This window comes from Pelistega ratti, assembly GCF_009833965.1.
GTDB lineage: Bacteria > Pseudomonadota > Gammaproteobacteria > Burkholderiales > Burkholderiaceae_B > Taylorella > Taylorella ratti.
Genome location: NZ_CP047165.1, coordinates 1505478 through 1527505, shown reverse-complemented (window position 1 = coordinate 1527505; position 22028 = coordinate 1505478). Strand labels below are relative to the sequence as shown.

At 36.6% G+C, this 22028-nt stretch carries 17 protein-coding genes; 7 read left to right on the top strand and 10 right to left on the bottom strand.

Annotated features, from left to right (window positions below; translation table 11 throughout):
• Nucleotides 1-38: 38 nt before the first annotated feature.
• The 8 genes from F9B76_RS06595 to rpoH form a co-directional block, all read right to left on the bottom strand.
• Nucleotides 39-1439, bottom strand: coding sequence for an MFS transporter (locus F9B76_RS06595; RefSeq protein WP_159991397.1), 1401 nt, complete (start codon nt 1437-1439; stop codon nt 39-41).
• Nucleotides 1440-1498: 59 nt separating this feature from the next.
• Entirely contained in the window at nt 1499-2881 is a 1383-nt protein-coding gene (glmU, locus tag F9B76_RS06590) for a bifunctional UDP-N-acetylglucosamine diphosphorylase/glucosamine-1-phosphate N-acetyltransferase GlmU (RefSeq protein WP_159991396.1), read from the bottom strand.
• A 270-nt stretch (nt 2882-3151) separates the two neighbouring features.
• A complete protein-coding gene (locus F9B76_RS06585) occupies nt 3152-3949 on the bottom strand; it encodes an NUDIX hydrolase (protein ID WP_159991395.1) in 798 nt (265 codons plus the stop codon).
• A gap of 80 nt (nt 3950-4029) precedes the next feature.
• Nucleotides 4030-4851 carry a PoNe immunity protein domain-containing protein gene (locus F9B76_RS06580; RefSeq protein WP_159991394.1) on the bottom strand — a complete coding sequence of 274 codons (822 nt, stop codon included), beginning with the start codon at nt 4849-4851 and terminating at the stop codon, nt 4030-4032.
• Between the two features lie 21 nt (nt 4852-4872).
• Complete coding sequence (locus F9B76_RS06575; RefSeq protein WP_159991393.1) at nt 4873-5691, bottom strand: PoNe immunity protein domain-containing protein; 819 nt, start codon at nt 5689-5691, stop codon at nt 4873-4875.
• A 23-nt stretch (nt 5692-5714) separates the two neighbouring features.
• Nucleotides 5715-6431, bottom strand: coding sequence for a PoNe immunity protein domain-containing protein (locus F9B76_RS06570; RefSeq protein ID WP_159991392.1), 717 nt, complete (start codon nt 6429-6431; stop codon nt 5715-5717).
• A gap of 225 nt (nt 6432-6656) precedes the next feature.
• Entirely contained in the window at nt 6657-7493 is an 837-nt protein-coding gene (locus F9B76_RS06565) for a PoNe immunity protein domain-containing protein (protein WP_159991391.1), read from the bottom strand.
• A gap of 178 nt (nt 7494-7671) precedes the next feature.
• Entirely contained in the window at nt 7672-8559 is an 888-nt protein-coding gene (gene rpoH, locus F9B76_RS06560; protein ID WP_159991390.1) for an RNA polymerase sigma factor RpoH, read from the bottom strand.
• Between the two features lie 239 nt (nt 8560-8798).
• Here rpoH and F9B76_RS06555 point away from each other — a divergent pair, with 239 nt between their 5' ends.
• A complete protein-coding gene (locus F9B76_RS06555) occupies nt 8799-9479 on the top strand; it encodes a hypothetical protein (RefSeq protein WP_159991389.1) in 681 nt (226 codons plus the stop codon).
• A complete protein-coding gene (locus tag F9B76_RS06550) occupies nt 9476-10354 on the top strand; it encodes a lysophospholipid acyltransferase family protein (RefSeq protein ID WP_159991388.1) in 879 nt (292 codons plus the stop codon). The genes F9B76_RS06555 and F9B76_RS06550 overlap by 4 nt, the downstream gene beginning before the upstream one ends.
• A gap of 326 nt (nt 10355-10680) precedes the next feature.
• On the opposite strand, the gene dbpA is transcribed toward F9B76_RS06550, so the two are convergent.
• Nucleotides 10681-12054 (bottom strand): ATP-dependent RNA helicase DbpA, encoded by a 1374-nt coding sequence (gene dbpA / locus F9B76_RS06545; protein ID WP_159991387.1) that lies wholly within the window; start codon nt 12052-12054, stop codon nt 10681-10683.
• Between the two features lie 272 nt (nt 12055-12326).
• Between dbpA and F9B76_RS06540 the strand changes: the two genes are divergently transcribed.
• From F9B76_RS06540 to F9B76_RS06520, 5 genes are read left to right on the top strand one after another with little or no spacing between them, the layout of a single operon-like run.
• A complete protein-coding gene (locus tag F9B76_RS06540) occupies nt 12327-13349 on the top strand; it encodes a coiled-coil domain-containing protein (protein ID WP_159991386.1) in 1023 nt (340 codons plus the stop codon).
• Nucleotides 13350-13359: 10 nt separating this feature from the next.
• Nucleotides 13360-14526, top strand: coding sequence for a ribonucleoside-triphosphate reductase (locus F9B76_RS06535; RefSeq protein WP_159991385.1), 1167 nt, complete (start codon nt 13360-13362; stop codon nt 14524-14526).
• Nucleotides 14526-15971, top strand: a complete 1446-nt coding sequence (locus F9B76_RS06530) for a hypothetical protein (protein WP_159991384.1) — start codon at nt 14526-14528, stop codon at nt 15969-15971. The genes F9B76_RS06535 and F9B76_RS06530 overlap by 1 nt, the downstream gene beginning before the upstream one ends.
• A complete protein-coding gene (locus F9B76_RS06525; RefSeq protein ID WP_159991383.1) occupies nt 15944-17497 on the top strand; it encodes a WG repeat-containing protein in 1554 nt (517 codons plus the stop codon). The genes F9B76_RS06530 and F9B76_RS06525 overlap by 28 nt, the downstream gene beginning before the upstream one ends.
• An 11-nt stretch (nt 17498-17508) precedes the next feature.
• Nucleotides 17509-17760, top strand: coding sequence for a hypothetical protein (locus F9B76_RS06520; protein WP_159991382.1), 252 nt, complete (start codon nt 17509-17511; stop codon nt 17758-17760).
• Between the two features lie 119 nt (nt 17761-17879).
• Here F9B76_RS06520 and putA read toward each other — a convergent pair whose 3' ends face one another.
• The gene (putA, locus tag F9B76_RS06515; protein WP_159991381.1) at nt 17880-21707 is read right to left on the bottom strand and encodes a trifunctional transcriptional regulator/proline dehydrogenase/L-glutamate gamma-semialdehyde dehydrogenase; all 3828 of its coding nucleotides are present in this window, start codon (nt 21705-21707) and stop codon (nt 17880-17882) included.
• Between the last annotated feature and the right edge of the window lie 321 nt (nt 21708-22028).

Genomic DNA, 22028 nt, shown 5'->3' with positions numbered 1-22028 from the left:
ATTAAGGTAGATAATTGTGTAGAAGTTAGTATCTATTGTTAATATACCGCAATATCTGTTTTTCTGATATAACGACTCAGATTAACAGCACTTGCTATGGTAATCATGATAAATCCTAGGATAAGTCCATAGTAATGACCATGTTCTGCACTCATACTAAATGAAAGTCCGACTAAAGCGGCTCCTATACATTGCCCAAATAGCCTTGCTGTTGATTGCATTCCTCCTGTAGCACTGGCACGGTGAGAAGGAGCAGATAATAAAATGGCTTTATTATTGGGCGTTTGAAAAAAACCAAAACCTAAACCTGCAAAAAATAAACAAAGTCCAAAATAAAGTGTAGGAGCATCTTTGGGTAATAACAATAAAGAAAGTAAACTCATACTAATTATCACACTACCCGTACCAGCAAGGACAGAGGTAGGGTATTTATTCGAGAGATGGGCGGCAATAGGGGCGATTAATAGGCTTGCAACTGGCCATGCACTAAAGAGTAAACCTACTGTTTTTGTGGACATATGTAATGCTGTCTGGAAATAAAAGGGCGCAGAAATCATAGTGAGAGAAGCTGTCGCAAAACTTAAAGAGGAAACAATAATGGCATCTCTAAAAGCAATAATTTTTAATAAATCAAGAGGAACTAATGGTGCTGTCTGGCGGATACAGCGTTGGTAGAGTAGGTAACCAGATAATATTGAAATAAAGACAAAGAGTAGTGCAATGGAGGGTTTATAAAAAGCAATGTCTAATGCAGCTACAAAACAGCCAAGTGCTAATGCATTCAGTATGGCACTACTATAGTCAAAAGGTTTTTTTATACGATGAATGCGAGGGATATAGATAGTAAATACTAATGCAATAATACTTAAAGGAATAGAAAAACCATAAATCCAATGCCATGAGGCAATTTCAATAATAAATGCCCCTAATGATGGACTAATAAGAGCAGAGGCACCGACTACCATGGCATTTAAACTAATGCCCGTTGCTAGTGCATGACGAGGATAAATATGTCGGACTAATCCACCAAATAAAGCCATACAAGCGGAGCAACCAATTCCTTGTATAATACGAGTGATCAGCAGATGTGTTAATGAGTTAGCAAACATACTACCAACTGCACCTAGCATAAAAATAACTAAACCGATTCGTAATAGGCGGCGCATACCAATCTGTTCAGCCAGAGCAGAAAAGGGTAGAAGTAAAGCAATAATAGCAATGGTATAGGCATTAATTACCCATACAATAGAAGCAGGAGGAACGTTTAAAGAACGGCTAATGGTTGGTAGTGCAATATTGGTAATACTACTATCGACAACCCCCATCGCTATTGTAAGTAGTAGGGTAAGTGCTGCCCAATATCGCTGGGGTGTAGGAAGCCCATCAGGTTCTTGTGATAATGGAGCATTTGTTGCTGTTATCTTTTCTGTGATAGCCATATCAATTTTTTAGATAGCGTTTAATGATAAACGCTATCAAGGAGATTAAAATAGCTTTATTAAGATGTTTTTTGTTTCGTAGGTCGTTTCCAGTGTGAAATCGTCAATTGTTTGACACGAGAAATGGTTAACTGTTCAGCAGGAGCATCATTTGCTAATGTTGTGCCTGCACCGAGTGTTGCATTAGTGCCAACTTTAACAGGCGCAATAAGCTGAGAGTCAGAACCGATAAAAGCACCATCTTCAATAATCGTTTGGAATTTATTGACCCCATCATAATTACATGTAATTGTACCTGCACCAATATTGACATATTGACCAATAGTTGCATCACCCAAATAACTTAAATGATTGGCTTTACTGTATGCACCTAGCTGTGTTTTTTTCAATTCGACAAAATTACCCACGTGGCTATGTGAGCCAAGATGGGTGGCAGGGCGTAAGCGAGCATAAGGACCAATGACCGCATGATCATCAGCACTGGCTTGCTCAAGATGGCTAAAAGCTTCTACCCGTGTACCTTGTCCGAGAGAAACATCACGCAAGACACAGTGAGCCCCAATATGTACACCATCGGCAAGAACAACTTTTCCTTCAAAAATACATCCCGTATCAATAAAGACATCTTTTCCACAAATCAGTTCACCACGTAAATCAAAATGTGATGGATCGGCTAATGTTACCCCTTGTTCAAGTAGGCGACGTGCTTGTTCTGCTTGCCATAAACGTTCTAGTTGGGCTTGCTGAATACGGCTATTAACCCCTAGTGTCTCCCAAGCGGCATGGGGGTGAGCTGCATTGACGGTAACTTGGTCTTGAACGGCTAATCCAATAATATCGGTTAGGTAGTATTCACCTTGTGCATTATGATTATCAATGCGTGTAAGCCAGTTTTTTAATAAAGCAGTAGGGACGCATAAAATACCTGTATTTACTTCTGTAATCTGTAATTCTTCTGTTGAAGCATCTTTATGTTCAACAATACGATTAATCTGCCCGTGGGTATCTCGTACAATACGTCCATATCCTGTCGGATCGGTGAGTATTTCAGTAAGAACACCTACACCTTGTCTTGCATTTTGGATAAGAGTCTGGAGGGTCTCTTTTTGTACAAGGGGTACATCACCATAGAGGATAAGCGTCATATCTTGTGGGCTATCTCCGCCAACTAATTGATCGACTGCTTGTTGTACCGCGTGTGCTGTTCCTTTCTGTGGCATTTGCAGGGCAAAACCTAAATCATTATCTTGTGCATAATGTGTTTTGACTATTTCTGCACCATGCCCCACAACCACAATAATACGGTTGGGTTGTAATTTTCGTGCCGTATCAATAACATGAGATAGCATGGGTTTTCCTGCAATAGGGTGTAGTACCTTAGGAAGATCAGACTGCATACGCTTACCCATGCCAGCCGCTAGAATAACAATATTTAATGCCATATAAATACTCTAAAAAGGTGAGGTTAGTATAAAGTAAAGGGTTGATGTAAATAGATTGTTATTATTCCTCTATTAGCAAACCCCTTCTTGTGTCATATAAAGCCCATTTTACTCTTTTTTGTACGGTACTGCTAAAGGAAAGGCTATCATCATTAGGAAGATGCCACTAGGTAATTAAAATCTTATTGAAATTCCTATTAGGTGCACATATGGTGATTGAGTTAGACAGCTATATTTTATGGTAGTATAAGGCTTTATATATAAAATTTTTTAGATAAGATTATTTTTCTCAATACTATCAATCAGCACGATCATGGCTTCTGTTGTGACCATACCGTCTTGCATGAGTGTTAATACTTCTTGAGGGGTAAAGGTTTCGATTTGACTAACTTCGCCATCGGTATTTTGGGGTTTAATATTGCTTGGTAAAATACAGTCGCTACTGAGCATTTCTTCGTATTGATACCCTTCGGGAAGAGGACGATTAATATAGCCTATAGAGTGAATAGGCGTACATTGTTGTATTACCCATTTAGGAATACCTGCTTCTTCGTAGGCTTCTCGTGCGAGACCTTCTTCTGGTGTATCTTGTGCATTCAGTAAACCGCCTGCTAGGGTATCCCATTTATTGGGATCGGTTTGTTTAGTGGGAGATCTTAACGAAAGATAAATTCTGCCATCTGGTGTACGAGCATTGAGATGAATGGCTTGTGTTAATAAGCCAAGAGGGCGAGTAGCCGTGCGTTCTATATGGGCAAAAACGGTATTATTTTGCCAGACAAAGACTTGTTCATCTCGCCAAAAGGGTAAGCAATTTTGTTCGCGCAGGTAAAGGGCAAGTGTATTAAAAAAATGGCTTTTTTCAGTGAGTGAATCAAAGGGTAATTGGATATTAACAAATTGGGAATGATGTTGAAAGTAATCGTATCCTTTGGTGGCTTGTATGGTGAGTGGGTGAATTGTACCCGTAAGGATTTGGTTAATATATAGGGGGAGTGAGCCTGTAATAGGGGCTTGGTTGATAGTGGATTGAAGCTCTTTTTTTAAAATATCAAGTGCTTTTTTCATTGTGAATGCTTAGATGGGAAAAGGGTATTTTATCATAGGAAATATGGGGTATTAGTGGAGTAGGTCGTCAAAATAGTTGTTTAGCTCTTTTTTTGACTTGCTTCTTTTTCCCGTTTTTTCTCCCTTGCCCAATCTACCAAATCTTTCGGATAATATGGATACTTTCTAAAATCGCTGTCATCTAAATCTTCTAAATAAATCACCGCTGCCACTTCAAATGCCCAGTAACCATAATAGCCATACTGCTCTTCGGTTAAATGGGTGTTATATTCAATATCATTCAACCCCATCATCTCTTTATACCAGTCCTTCATATATTGATGAAGTAAGGCTAATTGTTCTTCGCCTTTTGAATTGATGGCATCAGCAAAAGGAATAGCATATTTATATTTTACCCAATTCTCCTCCGGATGATCTTTTAAATGATAATAGAATAAATCTTCAATTAATCCATCTAATGAACCATCTACATTTTCATTTGCCAAAATTACATTTAAAAGCCTCTCCAATAAATCTTCCCGATGTAATAAATAGCACATACTAATGTAGCCTAAGGTATTGAGATAATTCAAAGAAGTATACCAAGCATAGGGGGGAAGGTTTTGCTGTTCCTTACTTAATAAATGTTTATTCTCTTGCCACACTTTTGTGCCAATTTCCGCACTTTCTATCATTTGTTCCAGTAAAGGCGGTAATTTTTCAATATCTTCCCCAACCGTATAATATATGCGTAATAACATCCATAAATTATCAACTAGCCCCGTATAAAGATATTTTTCATTCGGATCTTCTAACTTCAATTTGTCATTATAAAATTGAATACCTTCAATTCCATAATCAATCGTTCTTTCTGCATTGGCTTGCCTAATAAATACTTGTCTTGGGTTAAATGTAACGTTCATTATTTCTCCTTTTGGTTTAGATTAAGGCTTTTGTTGACTCGCTTCATTTTCTCGTTTTTTCGCCCTTGCCCAATCTACCAAATCTTTCGGGTAATACGGATATTGTCTAAAATCGCTGTCATCTAAATCTTCTAAATAAATCACTGCGGCTACTTCAAATGCCCAGTAACCATAATAGCCATACTGCTCTTCGGTTAAATGGGTGTTATATTCAATATCATTTAATCCGACCATCTCTTTATACCAGTCCTTCATATATTGATGAAGTAAAGCTAATTGTTCTTCGCCTTCTGAACGTATTGCATCGGTAAATTTCACAATATAGACATATTTATTCCAATCTCTTTCAGGGCGGTCTTTTAAATGGTAGTAAAATAAATCTTCAATCGCAGCATCTAATTCAGTATAAACACTATTATCAATAATCACTTTTAACAGCCGTTCTAATAAATCTTCCCGATGTAATAAATAGCACATACTGATATAACCTAGCGTGTTGAGGTAATTTAATCCATTGTGCCATTCATAAGGTGGGGTGTTTTGTCGTTCCTTACTTAATAAATGTTTATTTTCTTGCCACACTTTTGTGCCTATTTCTACACTCTCTATCATTTGTTCCAGTAAAGGCGGTAATTTATCAATATCTTCCCCAATGGTATAATAGAGTTTTATTAACATCCAATAGTTATCAACCTGAAGATAATATAGATATTTTTCTTCAGGGTTTTTATCTTTTAATTTATCATTCCAATATGGGACTTCATCTAAGGCTTGTTTGAGCATTCTTTCCGCATTGGTTTGTCTAATAAATACTTGTCTTGGGTTAAATTTAATGTTCATTATTTTCTTCCTTTTGGTTTAGATTAAGGCTTCTTTTGACTCGCTTCATTTTCTCGTTTTTTCGCCCTTGCCCAATCTACCAAATCTTTCGGGTAATACGGATATTGTCTAAAATCGCTGTCATCTAAATCTTCTAAATAAATCACCGCTGCCACTTCAAATGCCCAGTAACCATAATAGCCATACTGCTCTTCGGTTAAATGGGTGTTATATTCAATATCATTTAATCCGACCATCTCTTTATACCAGTCCTTCATATATTGATGAAGTAAGGCTAATTGTTCTTCGCCTTTTGAACGCATTGCATCGGTAAATTTCACAATATAGACATATTTGTTCCAATCCCGTTCAGGGCGGTCTTTTAAATGATAGTAACATAAATCTTCAATTGCGGCATCTAATTCAGTATAAACGCTGTTATCAGTAATCACTTTTAATAGCCGTTCTAATAAATTTTCCCGATGTAATAAATAACACATACAGACATAACCTAACGTATTAAGGTAATTTAATCCATTGTGCCACTCATAAGGTGGGGTATTTTGTTCTTCTTTAGTTAAAAAATGTTTATTCTCTTGCCACACTTTTGTGCCAATTTCCGCACTTTCTATCATTTGTTCCAGTAAAGGCGGTAACTTTTCAATATCCTCCCCAACCGTATAATATATGCGTAATAACATCCATAAATTATCAACTAGCCCCGTATAAAGATATTTTTCATTCGGATCTTCTAACTTCAATTTGTCATTATAAAATTGAATACCTTCAATTCCATAATCAATTGTTCTTTCCGCATTGGCTTGTCTAATAAATACTTATCTTGGGTTAAATGTAAAGTTCATTATTTTTCCTTTTAGTTTTTTCCTTATTTGATAAATTAGTCTTTCACATTGTAGCAGTACGTTTGAATTTTCCCTCTTGATAATCTCCGTTCACTTTCCTGCTCAATAAGGTTATGTGTAGGGTCAAGCGCAAAGTGTTCTTATCCTACCAGCTGTATTCGACCAATCAAAATAATCCTTTGGAAAAACACTCATCTGGTTAATTTCCTCAATACTTACGTCAATATTAAGTAGCAATGCCAATACCGCACTTTCAAATGACCAATAGCCGAAAAATAATTTCCCCTTATTACTTCGATGGTAATCATACCAATAGGTATCTTTATTACTCTTATACCAACCTTTAAGATACTTTTTCAGCAATTCGCCTTTTTTATGTGCATCTGCTTCAATTATTTCGGGAATTAAAGGATAAACAGATTTCGGGAAAAGGGCTTTTTCTTCAACCTGCACTTGCCCTTGATAACCGACTAAATCTAAAAAGGCTTTCATCGGTTTATCCACAAAAGGCAAATCAGTATGCTCATTTTCCGAACCAATCCATGTAGGAATAATTTGAAGATATTCTGGACTATCTGATAACACGGCTAAACTTAATAGCCAAAGAATATAAATATAACTGTCTGCCTCCCATAGATATAATTTCTCCCGGGGGAAATCTTGACTAAAATGTTGTTTGAAACAAGCTAACATAGATTTTGTTTCTTCTGCAATCTCGTTCATATCAATGCCTGCAGAGTATTGGATCTGCATATATTCCATTTTGTGGGAACTTAAATCCCAGCTGAGCCCCTTATAATAATAATTTATATCTTCTGCCCCTCTTTCTTGAATATATTTAGGCGGTGTTATGGAAAAAATATTCCGATATTTATAATGTTTATTATAAAACTCAACTATCTTTTGATAGCATTCAGGCTTTAGAAAAACACTTCTCTTTTTTTGTTCAACGTTATTCATTGATATCCTCTATACTCATACTTCCAATTATTATTTATCTTTACTTTTATGGACTAATATAATGACTCATCTAATAGTGCCTAGTTTACTTGCTCCCCTCAAGAAAAAAGAGTGACTGATAAAACTCAATCACTCTCTTATTATAAGGTTATCGCTACCTTAAAGAAGGACATATACTCTACGCTTCTTGTGCTTCCAAGAATTTACGCATTTTCTTAATGGCTGCATTTTCAATTTGGCGAACACGTTCTGCAGAAACACCGTACTCACTTGCCAATTCGTGTAAGGTTTTACCCTCACCATCATCTTGTAACCAACGTGATTCAATGATATGGCGTGAGCGATCATCAAGTTTCTCTAAAGCATTAGCGATACCATCTGTCTGTAATTCAAGACGGTTACGTTGTGCAAGTAGATGACCGGGTTCTAATGCTCCTTCATCAGAAAGGTAGGCAATAGGCGCAAAATCATCTTCATCATCTTGAGAGGATTCAAGTGCCATATCACGACCAGAAAGGCGAACTTCCATTTCGGCAACATCTTCAGGGCGAACGTTGAGTTTTTGAGCAATACCCTCAATCTGTTCTCTATCCAATGTTTGACCGTCAGGACGCATACTGCGTAGATTAAAGAATAATTTACGTTGAGCCTTAGTGGTAGCTACTTTTACTAAACGCCAGTTGCGAATAATATATTCATTAATTTCTGCTTTAATCCAGTGAACAGCAAAGGATACAAGACGAACTCCATGAGAGAGGTTAAAGCGTTTAACGGCTTTCATTAAACCGATATTTCCCTCTTGGATTAAGTCTGCGTGTGCGATGCCGTAACCGAGGTATTGACGAGAAATAGAAACAACCAAACGTAAATGAGAAAGAATTAATGCACGAGCAGCATCTAAGTCCCCGTCTTTTTGTAATTTTTCGGCAAAATCTCTTTCTTGCTCAGGTGTAAGAACTGGAATACGATTGACGGCACTAATATACGCTTCAATAGTACCCATAGCACCGGGGTGAACCAATGCCATAGAAACATTTTGCTGTAAGGCGATAGATTGATTTGTCATAGTAATTCCTTGGTTTCCCAATATATATTTAAGTTATCTATATTCTACCACTCTTATATATATTTCGCTAATTTTTGGAGAGGGAAAGAGAGGGTATTTGGTATCAGGCTGTAACACTAAAACTTGACTAAAATACTCGGGTTTTAAAAGGTATAGTAAAATCAGTGGTTTTCAAGCTTTTTTCTTAGAAAAGGGTGATAATATCGTTTTTCAAGTTAAACGTTGATACATTTTTCTTTATGGCACGATTAGCACGGCTTTATGCACCTGATACGAGTCAATTAATTCAGGTACAATTATCTTCTCAGGTATTGCCTGAGATGCTTGAGGTGAGATTTCGATTATTAACGTGGATTGAGCAAACCAGTAGGCATTATGGATTGGTGGTACATGCATGGTCAGTAACGCAAGAGAGTATTTTCTTATTTTGTACACCATCTTCCCCTCGAATAATTTCTTCTGTTGTGCAAGCAGTAGGACGGCACCTTGCCTCTACACTAAGAGTGGGAGCAGTATTCATGTCGCGCTATCGTTCTTGTCTGGTTGAATCAGGTGAATATACGCTTGCCTGTATGGTATGGTTAGAAAGTCAGGTGTATCAACAAGAGGGGATGAGTATTCAGGATATATTACCGTGGTCTTCTATTGGCTGGCATACAGGGCATTGTACGGAAAAAGATACTTGGATTCATCTACATGAAGCATACAGGCAGTTGGGGAATACACCTCTAGAACGTCAAGTAAAATATCGACAATTATGTGAAGAGGGGATCAGTGCAGGTATGTATCAAAAAATACAAACAGCATTGATGGGGCAATGGGCATTAGGAAGTGATGATTTTATTGCACAGATAGCGATAGTGGCTAATCGCCGTGTTAGCCCTATCGCAAGAGGACGACCTCGTCGGAGAAGTAAATGATTTTTTTATTAAAAATATGGAGTCTTATCCCTTTACGATTATTGCAAGGAATGGGATCGGCTTTGGGTTTATTGGTGTTTTATCTTTCTCCTCGCTATGGGAATCGTATTCGTGAACATGCGATACAGGCAGGATATGCTGAGGCGGCTTTTCATCGTGAGGCAGCAAAGCAAATTGGTCAGATGTTTGCGGAAATTCCCAAGGTTTGGTTTAGGGGGAAGGAATGCTTACAAAAGGTTCGGGTAGCCAATCCTGATTATTTAGCACAGTTACGGGAAAATAAAGCGCAAAGTGTTATTTTCATTACCCCTCATCTGGGCTGTTTTGAGATCTGTGCACGCTATTTAGCCCAACAAAAACCGATTACGGTAATGTATCGTAAGGCAAGACGTGATTTTTTTGAACCTGTGATGAAAAATGCGCGTGATGCTTCGGGATTGGTTGCATTACCAGCAGATTTTTCTGGGGTACGAGGTTTTTTGAAAACTTTACGTCAAGGAGGGGATATTGGTTTATTGCCTGATCAAGCACCTTCTAATCCTGATGGGGTATGGGTAAAGTTTTTTGATCGTCCTGCCTATACGATTACTTTACCAGGGAAATTAGCCAAGCAAACGGGGGCTAAGGTGGTAATGGTTGCGGGTATTCGTCTTCCCAATGGTCAGGGGTGGGAGCTTGTGTTTAGAGATGGCCCTGATTTGCAAGACTTAGATAATGAGGCACAGGCACAGGCAATGAATACTGCCCTAGAGGATTTAATCCGCCTTGCACCTACACAGTATTTATGGAGTTATAACCGTTATAAATCTACGCCATATTCTTCCTGTCCTGAGGAAATGAAGAAAGAATGGGAAGCAAAATATGGGCGTGAGTGATGGGGTTATCGCTATATTTTAGAAAATAGTTTATGTGTTAATTATTTTTAATAAAGATTTAGTAGTTAGTTATCAAAGCACTGCAAATAGTGATAAGTTACTCGAACCGTTCTTTTGTGCTGTATCAGAAAACTTGCTTTTTTACTATTTCCCCGTGCTTTTAAAGAGATAATCTACATTTATAAATCATTAAAAATAGTTTAATCATAAAGTATTTTTAATGAAATATATAAAGGCATGATACATAGTGGTGGATTAAGATTCTTCTTGTGTTTACAAAAATTACTTACTTCTCTGCGGATTATTAAAGTAAATGGATGAATAGTTTAGGTATCCATAAACCGCATTAACCATTCTTTACCTTTAATTTTAGTTTTTCTTAGACGGGTAATTGTCTCTTCAGCAAGAGGACGTTCAATTGCCACAAAGCTCACAAAATCAAAAATATTAATTTTGCCGACTGCACTACTGGGTAATCCAAGGTCTTTGGTTAGTGTCCCTAAAATATCCCCTGCACGAAGTTTGTCTTTTTTACCACCGCGTAGGCAAATAGTTTTCATGGGTGGAATAAGGGGTTTTTGTTTATTGCCTTTGGGTATGGTTTGCCATGTGAGTGGAAGGTCGATATTTTTTTCAATACGCTCTGCTCGGTACATTTCTTTTTCGGTAACGAGATTGAGGGCTAAGCCTTTTGCTTCTTTCCGTCCTGTACGTCCAATGCGGTGAATATGGGTAGCGACATTGGGGGTTAGTTCTACATTGATAATGGCATCTAAGGTGTCAATATCGAGTCCTCGAGCAGCAACATCTGTTGCAACGAGTACGGAGCATGAACGATTGATAAACTGCACTAAGACATCTTCTCTATCACGTTGATCCATATCGCCATGTAAAACAAGACTGATAATCCCTTGATCATTCAGGTAATCGGCGAGTTCTTCACATTGGATTTTGGTATTGCAAAAAGCCAGTGTAGAGGTAGGGCGGAAATGTTTTAATAAGACGGCACAATCTTGAAATCGGGTTTCTGCTGTTGTTTGGAAAAAGAGGTGATCAAGATTGTGGTTTACGGCTTCGGGGCTAGTTTCAACCGTAACAGGATTACGCTGAAAACCTTCACTGATTTTAAGAATATGCTCTGGAAAAGTAGCTGAGAAAAAGAGGGTTTGTTTTCGTAAAGGGGTGGCTTGTGAGATTTCACCAATATCATCAAAAAAACCCATATCCATCATACGATCGGCTTCATCTAAAACAAACACTTTAATATGGCTCAGGTTAAGGTGTTGCCCTCTGACGAGGTCTAATACACGACCGGGTGTACCAACAATAATATGTGCCCCATGTTTAAGGGACTCGATTTGTGGACGTAAAGCACTGCCTCCGCAGAGGGTAAGGACTTTGATATTGTTAAGTGCTCGTGCCAGTTTGCGTAATTGTTGAGCGACTTGATCGGCTAATTCTCTGGTAGGACATAAAACAATACCCTGTGCCCCAAAGAATGCAGGATTAATTTTCTGCATAATCCCTAAACCAAAGGCAAGGGTTTTGCCGCTACCTGTTTCTGCTTGTCCTCTTACATCTTTGCCTTCTAAGATTGCGGGTAGGCTCTGCGCTTGAATAGGACGCATCTGTGTATAGCCCAATGTTTTAAGGTTTTGTAGTTGTGCTGGACTGAGGGGAAGAGTATCAAAGCTAGTCATTGTCGTATAGGGATAAGTAATTTTAATGGAATAGGGTGTGTATTATTTTAATGGGGTTCATTATATAGTACAAATGGTTGTTAATGTTTTTTCTTATGGGTGTTTTCTTAGGTAAAGATACTCAAAAAATCTTAAACATAGGATAAAAAAATCTTAAAAAACAATAAGTTTTATAAAAATTTTCCTATTTTTTTTTTTTTTTTTTTTTTTTTTTTTTGATATAAATTTTTGCTAAAATTTGATAATTTATATTTGAAAATTAAGGTAAAAAAATGAAACCAGTAACTAAAAAATTACCAGGGTGGGTACATATTCCTCTTGCTATTTTTATGGCAATTAGCTTTTATGAAACGGCAGTAGGTTTTCGTGATATGTTTGGCACTGAGCTTGCTTTTGCGTTTTCTGCTGCGATTACTATGCTGCTTTATGGTTTTACTATTCTAGTGGGATATCGCCGTATTAATCATTTACCAGTAATAGGTTTTATGATAGCTTATTTTTTCTTTTCTTTATTTTCCTTTGCTGGTAATTTTAATGCTATTTATACATCTTATCAGAAAGAACAGCTCTTTCGAGATGAGTTATTAAAGCATAAACAACAATTAGATGATGTAGTTAGCGCATCTAATAAGGCTCTAAATAATTTTAAACCTGAAATTACAGAGCAACGTAATCGAGTTGAAAGTTTAACGGAGCAGTTAGTTAGTCAAATTACTGATCCTAATCGTCCTGGATTAGGTAAAAGAGCATTAGAATTAATTTCAGAGATTGAAGCTATTTTAGGGGAAAATTTGACTGAGTTTGGTACGCGAGGGAGTAATTGGGTAGAGATTGCAGAACGTTATCGTGATAATATTGATCAAATAGTTCGTCGTAAACTTACTAATAAGGACTATGAAAAGATTGAAGATATTCGTGAAGAAATTCAGAAAAAACAAAAAGAAATTACTAACTTAATTGATAATGTACTACAAACGACAACTGATGTAAAAGAATATGGTTTTGAAACTAATTTAAGAGCAGTAAATGCCATTAATGAAATTGGTTCAACGACGCAAGAGTTTATCAATGATACGGCGAAATTCAAGTTTAATAAGGTGCAATTTGAAAGTCAAGAAATTGGTAAAATTGCCTTCTCTTTCAAATCAGCTTTTACTCAACATCCTTTTGTTGCTTTTTTATTTACTATCCTTTGTTTATTTATTGACTGGGCTGTAATGTTGAGTCTATTGGTTTTCTTTGGGAGAAATGAGAAAGAACCTATCAAAGTAATTAAGTCAAACCGTGAGCTATAAGGAGAGGGAAATGTTAAAAAATCCCTATAAAAATCAGAAAATAGAAAAACTTAAATCTAATGAAGAGGGTAATGATTCGATAGATAGTGTTGACACTAGAGCTGAGTTAGAAGTAGAAAAAGATACTGTTTCTACCCTATCGACAGAAGGTAAGGTATTGCCTGAAATATCGTTACCTAAAAAAGTTGATATACCAGAGTTTACACAAATTAAGGATTCTAAATATAAAGCACGGTCTCATAAGGTGAGATTAGAGAAGAGAGATGTTTCTGAAGAATTAACGCAAGATCAATATCATGAGCGGTTAACAGAATTAAATATAAATGCAGAAAATAAACATTATGTTTTATTCTTTGGACAACCTGCATCTGGAAAGACATGGATTATTGGTAGTATTCTGCATTATATGAAAAACTATTTAGAAGGTATGGTTTATTTAGATGCAGAAAAAACTACAGAGAGTGAAGAAGAACTTTTTTATCAACTACAAGATTGTTTTAATGGAGTTATTGGAGCAAAGACCTTAACAAGTACAGATACAAAACAATACTTTGAATTACATATTTCTTTTACACCAAGGGACTCATCTAAGCCCCCAATGAATATCGTTTTTATTGATGCATCAGGGGAACATTCTGAAGGAGGATTTTGGTCTCGTCACAGAGTGGATTCGGGTAAATTACCTAATTATCTGATGGCGATTTTAGAGTCTAAAGTGAATACAAAACTTACGTTTGTCTATGATCAATCCTTACAGGATGAAAAGGGAGGAATTCCTCAAGTTAATGTATTGAATGCTGTTTTTACACATATTCAAAATATTCAGAATAATCAGAAAAAGTTTTTTCCTAAAGCTCTTTTACTTTCTAAGGCAGATAGAATTTTTACAAATGATTATTCTACTGTTGAACGAAATGGTTATGATCCTATGAACTATGCTTTAGAGAAAATTCCTGCTTTTGCTAATAGTTTCTTTAATGAATCTCCTGAAAATAAAACTATTTTTTATAGAATGGGTACCTTTTCTTCAAATTCTGATTTGATTTTGGATTTTGATAAAGAGTGTCCAGAAAGACTCTTTCGTTGGTTATATAAAGAAGGTACAAAGGTATCTATTGTGAATGAGCCTACATGCTGGGATAAATTTAAAGCATGGTTTAAGGGAGAGAGTAAATAATGGAAAATAAAGAACTTTTAGGTTGGGGGATTGTAGGAACACCCAAAGGACGCCAGCAAAGTAGTGCTGGTATTGATAAGCAAATTCATTTTGCTAAAAATTTTGATTTGGACCAACGATATGGAGAATGTTTGCTATCTCCTTCTAAAGAAGATAGTCCTTTATATTGCTTATTAAGTCGTCAAATAGGTGATACTCATATATTAGGTATTGCAGAATACTACTCTATTTATGAACAAGGACAAAAGAGAGCAGGAACTTATTTTGGTGCTTTTGTTGAAGTTGTGAATGCGATATTTAGTTCTGATAAAGAGAATATTCAAAATAATTTATTAGGTACATTATATGAATTAAATAAGTATCAGTTTAATAATTTTATTGATGAAAAAGCTAAAGAATATATAGAAAGTATAGTAGGTAAAACAGTACCAGATATTCCTGAACTAAATAGATTAGCAAGTGAATTACAAAGACTTCCTTCTCAATATATATCTAAAAAACAAGAAAAAGATTTATATATTTATTGTGAACAAAATGAGTTAAGTAATGTGCTCAAAATTATTTTCCAAACTGGACTATACCAACTGTACAAGCATATTTTATTTTCTGAAAGTACACATATTTCTAATAAAATGAAGGAAAAGAAAGTCGATTGGGTTTCATCCAGTCAACTACAGAAACTTTCTTTTTTTACAGAACCCTATAAAGAAGAGATTAGTTCTTTATATGAACATATTAATAGTTTAAATGAGGGTAAGCAAGAAATAGAAGAAAAGTATAAAGAAGTTATTGATAATCAAGAACTAATCATTAGTGAAAAGGTCGAAGAACGTTTAAAAGTTTATATTGAGCAAGCTACGATGACCAAAACAGAAGCAGACAAAAAAATAAAAGAAGCAAATGATATTAAAGAATTTGCAGATTTTGGTCTAACTATACTGGATAAAGTAAGGGAAAAAGCTTCTCAACTTGGTAATGCCTATGAAACAGTATCTCAATTACCTTATGCTCATAATGATATAGAGCAGGTTATAAAATCAGAATTATCCTCTATAAGTAAATCTATTCATAATCTTAATTCAAAACTAGATAAGTATTCTCCAGAGATTGTTATAGCAAGTGAAGAGGAGAATCAAAAAAATTATCAACTATGGATTCTGACTATAAGTGGTATTTCTGCTTTATTTATTCTTATTCTATTAATATTAATGGGCTTTGGAATTTTGCCTAATAGTAGTTTATCGGATAAAGTGTATGATGATTTAAATAAAAAATCTGAGAAAATAACACAATTAGAAAAACAGCTAGAGGAAGAGAAACAAAAAACAAAAGGTTTTACGCAAGCAGAAGTGGATCAACGCGTTGAAATAGCAATTCATAATTTTTGTCAAGAATTTAAAGGGAATGATAAAACATCATGCCAAAAAATAAAAAAATCAAAATAACCTATTCTCTCCTTATATTACCATTATGCCTAACTGCTTGTTTTGATCAAGATATATCAAAATGTGAGTCATTAATATATGATGAAAATAAGCACTCTCTTGCTTTTGATGTTTGTAAGAAAGCAGCTGAAAAAGGGGATGCTAAGTCACAGGTTAATTTTGCTAGATTACTATTTGAAAAAAAAGAGAGTAATCAAGCAGTTACTTTTTTAGAAAAAGCAGCGAATCAAAAAAATGCTACTGCACAATTAATGTTGGCTCAACTTTATGAGAAAGGAACAGATGTAGAAAAAGATCAAGATAAAGCTTTCTTTTATTATGATCAAAGTTGTCAATCAAATGAAATTAAGGCTTGTGAGCGAAGAGAAAGTTTACTTGTACTTAGAGATAGAGAAAAAGCAGAGAGAGAGTTAGCTTTTGAGAAGGTTAAATTAGAGAAAGAGTTAGCGTTAGCAAGAATTAATGCAGAAAAAGAATTGGCTCTAGAAAAGGCTAAAGTAGAAATCCTTACACAAGAAATTGCTAAAAAACAAGTAGAGTATGAGTCAGCTAAGGAGGCTCGTTTGGTAAAAGAGACGGAAGATAAGCGTAAAGAAGAGGCTGAGTTAAAAAAAAGGGTTGGTAATCGTAAGTTTTATGAAGGTTTAGCAAAATATAAAGAAGGTGATTTATGGGGACATATAAATCAGAAAGGAGAGATTGTTATCCCAGTTCAGTTTGCTTATGCAGCTGATTTTTATAACGGTTTGTCTGCAGTGAAAACTATAGAGGGACAGTGGGGATATATTGATAAATTAGGTAAATATCAGATAACGCCACGGTTTAATTGTGCAACATATTTTAATGAAAATGCTGCTGCAGTAGCCGTATCTGGTTATGGTGATAATTGTATAGGAGGAAAATGGGGCTTTATTGATAAATCTGGAAATTGGATAATTAATCCGATTTTAGATGAAGTACTTACCCCCTTTAGAAATGGATTAGCAAAAATTATTTATCAGGGTCGGACGGGCTATATTAATAAGCAAGCTAGTTGGATAGACTTGAATGATATAGCTAGCTCTTCAGATTCTTCTAAATCTACTAGGAATATGGTTTCATCTGAGTTTTATGATGGTTTAGCTAAATTTGAACAAAATGGTAAATGGGGATATATAGATAAACAGGGGAATATTGTTATATCACCACGGTTTGATGAGGTAGGAAGATTTGTAAATGGTAGAGCTACTGTTGCTGAAAATGGGCTATGGGGATTTATTGATAAAAAGGGTAATTATATTGTTTCTCCCCAGTTTGTATGTACTGGTCGATTTCATGATGGATTAGCTGGAGTATATGTAAGAGATTATATTGATTTAAATGAAAAAAGATGTATTGGAGGTAAATGGGGTTTTATTAATATAAATGGAGAAATGGTTATTCCTCCTATCTATGATGATGCTCAAGCTTTTAGAAAGGGGAAATCTAAAGTGCAAATAAATGGAGAATCATTTTTTATTAACAAATATGGTAATAGAATTTATTAAGAGGTCTATTAATGAGAAAGTTATTTATTTTTTTAGGTGTAATTATGTCTGGGAGTGTGTCTGCTGAATTTTATAAAGTAGAAGTAACTCGTATAGATAATAATCTATATCGTACTAGTGATAAAGTATATATAGAAACAAAATTTTGCTATGAGTATGCTAATAGAGAAGATGCTGTTTTATCTTATGAACAATATTCTTATGATAATAAATTAATTTTTGATAATGGTAATGTATGTGAGGTTACTAAAGTATTTAAATAAAATATTTTTTCTACACTTTTAAGTATAATTAAAAAGGGAAACCATCTGGTTTCCCTTCGTCCTTTTATCAGTATAAGAAAGTATCTGTTATTCCAAATACTTTCTTAATACCATATCGTTTAAATAATTGTCATCAAGCTAGCATTACCACCTGCTGCTGCTGTATTGGTACTGATAGATTGTTCATGAACAAGTGTGATTTCTGGATAGCTTGCACCATCACGAAGCTCATTGCTTGTCAGACCTTGTGCGATAACAATAGGACCATTACGTTTGCTTAAGCGTAGATTTAAGGCACGCAATTTATCGCTATCCCCTTCAAAGACAGCACCATCAAAGTGAGCGGTATCAATTTCCTCTTCTTTAATAAAGCGGATTTGTTCGCGTAGATTGTCTTTAATATCGTCCATCCATTCACGGATAGTTGGCGTATCGACTAATAGCACTTTATTACCACTTTGTTGTAGTTGAGTCAGTTGATTGACTAAACCAAGTGCCGTTGATGGAATAGCGAGTACAGTTCCTCGAGGGATAATACGGTAGGCGTTATTCTCACCTGTAGGGCCGGGAAGAATAGCGTGTAAGCTATTTTTATCTTTAAGGTTAAAGGGAGCTGGTAGCGATTGATTACCTGTACTTAATAAACGGAATAGGTATAATGGTCCACCTGCTTTAGGCCCTGTACCTGATAAACCTTGTCCACCAAATGGTTGAACACCCACAACCGCACCAACAATATTACGATTAACATAAATATTACCTGTATGAATACTATCCGTAATATGTTGAATGGTCTCATCAATACGAGAATGAACACCAAAGGTTAATCCATAACCAGTTGCATTCACATCTTTAATTAACTGATCAATGTTTTCACGGTTATAGCGAATAACGTGCAATACAGGCCCAAAGACTTCTCGTTCTAAATCTTTGATGCTGTTAATTTCTATTAGGGTTGGTGGTACAAATGTACCATTATCAGCACTATCAAGCACTTTAGTTTGTGTGATAGTTAATCCTTTAGCACGCATTTTTTCAATATGTTTATCAATGACTTCTTTAGCGGCTGCATCAATCACAGGGCCAATATCGGTAGATAAAACGTGTGGATTGCCAACACGGAGTTCACGCATTGCCCCTTTAATCATCGCAAGTACACGATCAGCACTATCTTCTTGTAAGCAAAGAATACGAAGCGCTGAGCAACGCTGACCAGCTGAGTCAAAGGCAGAGTTAAGTACATCCGCAACCACTTGTTCCGCTAATGCTGATGAGTCAATAATCATGGCATTTTGTCCGCCTGTTTCTGCAATCAGAGGAATTGGATGACCATGTTTATCTAAGCGGCTAGATAATTTACCAGCAATAAGGCGAGCAACCTCTGTTGAACCGGTGAACATCACACCATCAACATCATCGCTTGAAATTAATTGATTACCTACTGTCTCACCTTGACCGGGTAATAGCTGTACGGCATCAGCAGGAATACCTGCTGCATGTAAGATAGCAATACCTTGTGCAGCAATAAGTGGTGTTTGTTCAGCAGGTTTAGCAATAACGGTGTTACCTGCGGCTAGTGCAGCGGCGATTTGTCCCATAAAAATTGCGAGTGGGAAATTCCATGGGCTGATACATACTACTGTACCGAGTGGGCGGTGTTGTTCTGCATCAAAATGGGTTTGAATTTGCTCTGCATAGTAACGTAAGAAATCTACTGCCTCACGGACTTCAGCAATCCCATTGGTAAAGGATTTCCCTGCTTCTCGTGTAATAAGACCGAGTAGATTTTGCATTTGAGCTTCTAATAAATCAGCTGCACGATAGAGTAAGGCAGCACGATCCGCAATAGGGGTAGATTGCCAAATAGGTGCCATTTTTTTGGCTTTTTCAAGGGCGATACGTACTTCTTCTTCGGAAGCCTCAATGACAGCACCGACTTGATCACGATGATCGGCTGGATTTATCACCGCGACTGCACGGCTATCATCCCATTCTTTGAGTGTGCTAGGTGCGGCTTGCCATGTCGTATTACCGCTATTGAGTAAAGAGGCGGCTAATGAACCTAAGCGGTGTTCATTGCTGAGGTCAATACCATGTGAGTTTTCACGAGTGCTGGTACTGGTTTTGTAGAGGTCACGTGGTAATGGAATTTTCTCATGTGGTGCACCAAGTGGTGTAATCTCTTTGGCAAGATCGATTGGGCTTTTAACGAGTTTATTAATATCGATATTGTTATTAGCTACTTGATTAACAAAGGAGGTATTTGCCCCGTTTTCTAATAAGCGGCGAACTAAGTAAGCTAAAAGGGTTTCATGTGTACCAACAGGTGCATAAACACGGCAAGGACGGTTAAGTTTTTTCGCACCAACCACTTCTTCATATAAAGGCTCACCCATACCATGTAAGCATTGGAATTCATATTGTCCGCGGTAGTAGTTATTACCTGCAAGGTAATAAATGCTTGAAAGGGTTAAGGCATTATGGGTGGCAAATTGTGGGTAAATAACCTCTGGAACGGCTAAGAGTTTTTTAGCACAAGCAAGATAAGAGATATCGGTATAGATTTTACGAGTATAAACAGGGTATCCCTCAAGACCATCTAATTGTGCACGTTTGATTTCACTATCCCAATAAGCCCCTTTTACTAGGCGGATCATGAGACGGTGATTCGTGCGGCGTGCTAAATCAATCACAAAGTCAATCACAAAAGGTGCACGTTTTTGGTATGCCTGAATCACAAAACCAATCCCATTCCAACCTTGAAGCGAGGGTTCATGGCAAAGTGCCTCAAGTAAATCTAGTGAGATTTCTAATCGATCGGCTTCTTCCGCATCAATATTAAGCCCAATATCGTATTGGCGACATAATTGCGTTAATTTGATGACACGAGGAAGGAGTTCACTCATCACACGATCGTATTGTGCGCGAGAGTAGCGTGGGTGTAGGGCAGAGAGTTTAATCGAAATCCCGGGGCCTTCATAAATACCACGTCCAGCAGAGGCTTTACCAATGGCATGAATGGCTTGTTCGTAATCACGGTAATAGCGATCGGCATCTTCTTCGGTGGTAGCGGCTTCACCGAGCATATCATAGCTATAACGGAAACCTTGTGCTTCGTACTTACGACTATTGGCAAGTGCATCAGCGATTGTTTCACCTGTTACAAATTGCTCACCCATGAGACGCATTGCCATATTTACCCCTTTACGGATAAGCGGTTCACCGCCTTTGGCAATCATACGTGTTAAGGCACTTGATAGATTGTTTTCACTATTAACGGTAACCAGTTTACCCGTAATCATTAAACCCCAAGCGGTAGCATTCACAAATAATGAGGGTGAACTACCCATATGGGATTTCCAGTCACCACGGCTGATTTTGTCACGGATAAGGGCATCACGGGTAGCCTTATCTGGAATTCTTAATAAGGCTTCTGCTAAGCACATTAAAGCAATCCCTTCTTGGCTTGATAGGGAGAACTCTTGAATAAGACTTTCTACACCACCAGCAGGTGTTTTTTCTTTAAGGGCTTTAATAAGATTTAATGCCAGTTCACGCGTTTTTTCAGGTTCTTCAACAGAGGCTTGTTGTAAAAGATAGGGTACACACTCTGTTTCTGCTCTACGGTAAGCAGAGGTAATCGCTGAGCGTAAAACAGACTGTGGCTGTACGTCTTGACCAAACTCGAAGAATGGCGGATATTGTTGTGGTTCTTCAATCGTTACATTAACCTCTTCTGCTTGAGCGAGGGCGGCTTTAATAGCATCATCTTCTTTTAGATGAGCCAATTCGGAGGGGAGTTCGCCTCGTTCAATACGATCAAGATAGGCGGTTAGTGCTTGTTTATGTAGCCAATGAGGGGAGCAGTTGAGCTGACGAGCATTCTCTTGTAGTCGCTCTTTGGTGCTTTCATCGACTTTGATTCCTAATGTTGTGTAACTGGTCATTATGCTTTCCTTATAAAAAACTACCCTAAGCGTATTATGTTTTAATAAAAAAAAATATTAGGGTTTACCCTGAACATTAAAGGGTTAACCTTTTATTTTTAAAGTGTTTTGATGCTTTTAAGGTGAAGTATTGAAGGGATAGAGGTTTTTAGGTACTCTCTTAGAGAAAGGATAAAACGAAGGGTAATGATATTTGTTTTAAAAGAATTAGTTAAGGAATAGTGCTAAGGGTGTGTTCTTATTATTTTAGAATAATATATTTATTGCAAGTCAACAATTAGTTAATTAATTTTACGTATTATTGACTAAATTCTATTTAGA

What these genes read in the sequence shown, in the direction of transcription:
- F9B76_RS06535 (WP_159991385.1), top strand. Translation starts at nt 13,360, where the DNA reads ATGTTAAAAAATCCCTATAAAAATCAGAAAATAGAAAAACTTAAATCT.
- F9B76_RS06575 (WP_159991393.1), bottom strand. Translation starts at nt 5,691, where the DNA reads ATGAACATTAAATTTAACCCAAGACAAGTATTTATTAGACAAACCAAT.
- F9B76_RS06585 (WP_159991395.1), bottom strand. Translation starts at nt 3,949, where the DNA reads ATGAAAAAAGCACTTGATATTTTAAAAAAAGAGCTTCAATCCACTATC.
- rpoH (WP_159991390.1), bottom strand. Translation starts at nt 8,559, where the DNA reads ATGACAAATCAATCTATCGCCTTACAGCAAAATGTTTCTATGGCATTG.
- F9B76_RS06550 (WP_159991388.1), top strand. Translation starts at nt 9,476, where the DNA reads ATGATTTTTTTATTAAAAATATGGAGTCTTATCCCTTTACGATTATTG.
- F9B76_RS06520 (WP_159991382.1), top strand. Translation starts at nt 17,509, where the DNA reads ATGAGAAAGTTATTTATTTTTTTAGGTGTAATTATGTCTGGGAGTGTG.
- F9B76_RS06555 (WP_159991389.1), top strand. Translation starts at nt 8,799, where the DNA reads ATGGCACGATTAGCACGGCTTTATGCACCTGATACGAGTCAATTAATT.
- glmU (WP_159991396.1), bottom strand. Translation starts at nt 2,881, where the DNA reads ATGGCATTAAATATTGTTATTCTAGCGGCTGGCATGGGTAAGCGTATG.
- dbpA (WP_159991387.1), bottom strand. Translation starts at nt 12,054, where the DNA reads ATGACTAGCTTTGATACTCTTCCCCTCAGTCCAGCACAACTACAAAAC.
- F9B76_RS06565 (WP_159991391.1), bottom strand. Translation starts at nt 7,493, where the DNA reads ATGAATAACGTTGAACAAAAAAAGAGAAGTGTTTTTCTAAAGCCTGAA.
- F9B76_RS06595 (WP_159991397.1), bottom strand. Translation starts at nt 1,439, where the DNA reads ATGGCTATCACAGAAAAGATAACAGCAACAAATGCTCCATTATCACAA.
- F9B76_RS06525 (WP_159991383.1), top strand. Translation starts at nt 15,944, where the DNA reads ATGCCAAAAAATAAAAAAATCAAAATAACCTATTCTCTCCTTATATTA.
- F9B76_RS06530 (WP_159991384.1), top strand. Translation starts at nt 14,526, where the DNA reads ATGGAAAATAAAGAACTTTTAGGTTGGGGGATTGTAGGAACACCCAAA.
- putA (WP_159991381.1), bottom strand. Translation starts at nt 21,707, where the DNA reads ATGACCAGTTACACAACATTAGGAATCAAAGTCGATGAAAGCACCAAA.
- F9B76_RS06580 (WP_159991394.1), bottom strand. Translation starts at nt 4,851, where the DNA reads ATGAACGTTACATTTAACCCAAGACAAGTATTTATTAGGCAAGCCAAT.
- F9B76_RS06540 (WP_159991386.1), top strand. Translation starts at nt 12,327, where the DNA reads ATGAAACCAGTAACTAAAAAATTACCAGGGTGGGTACATATTCCTCTT.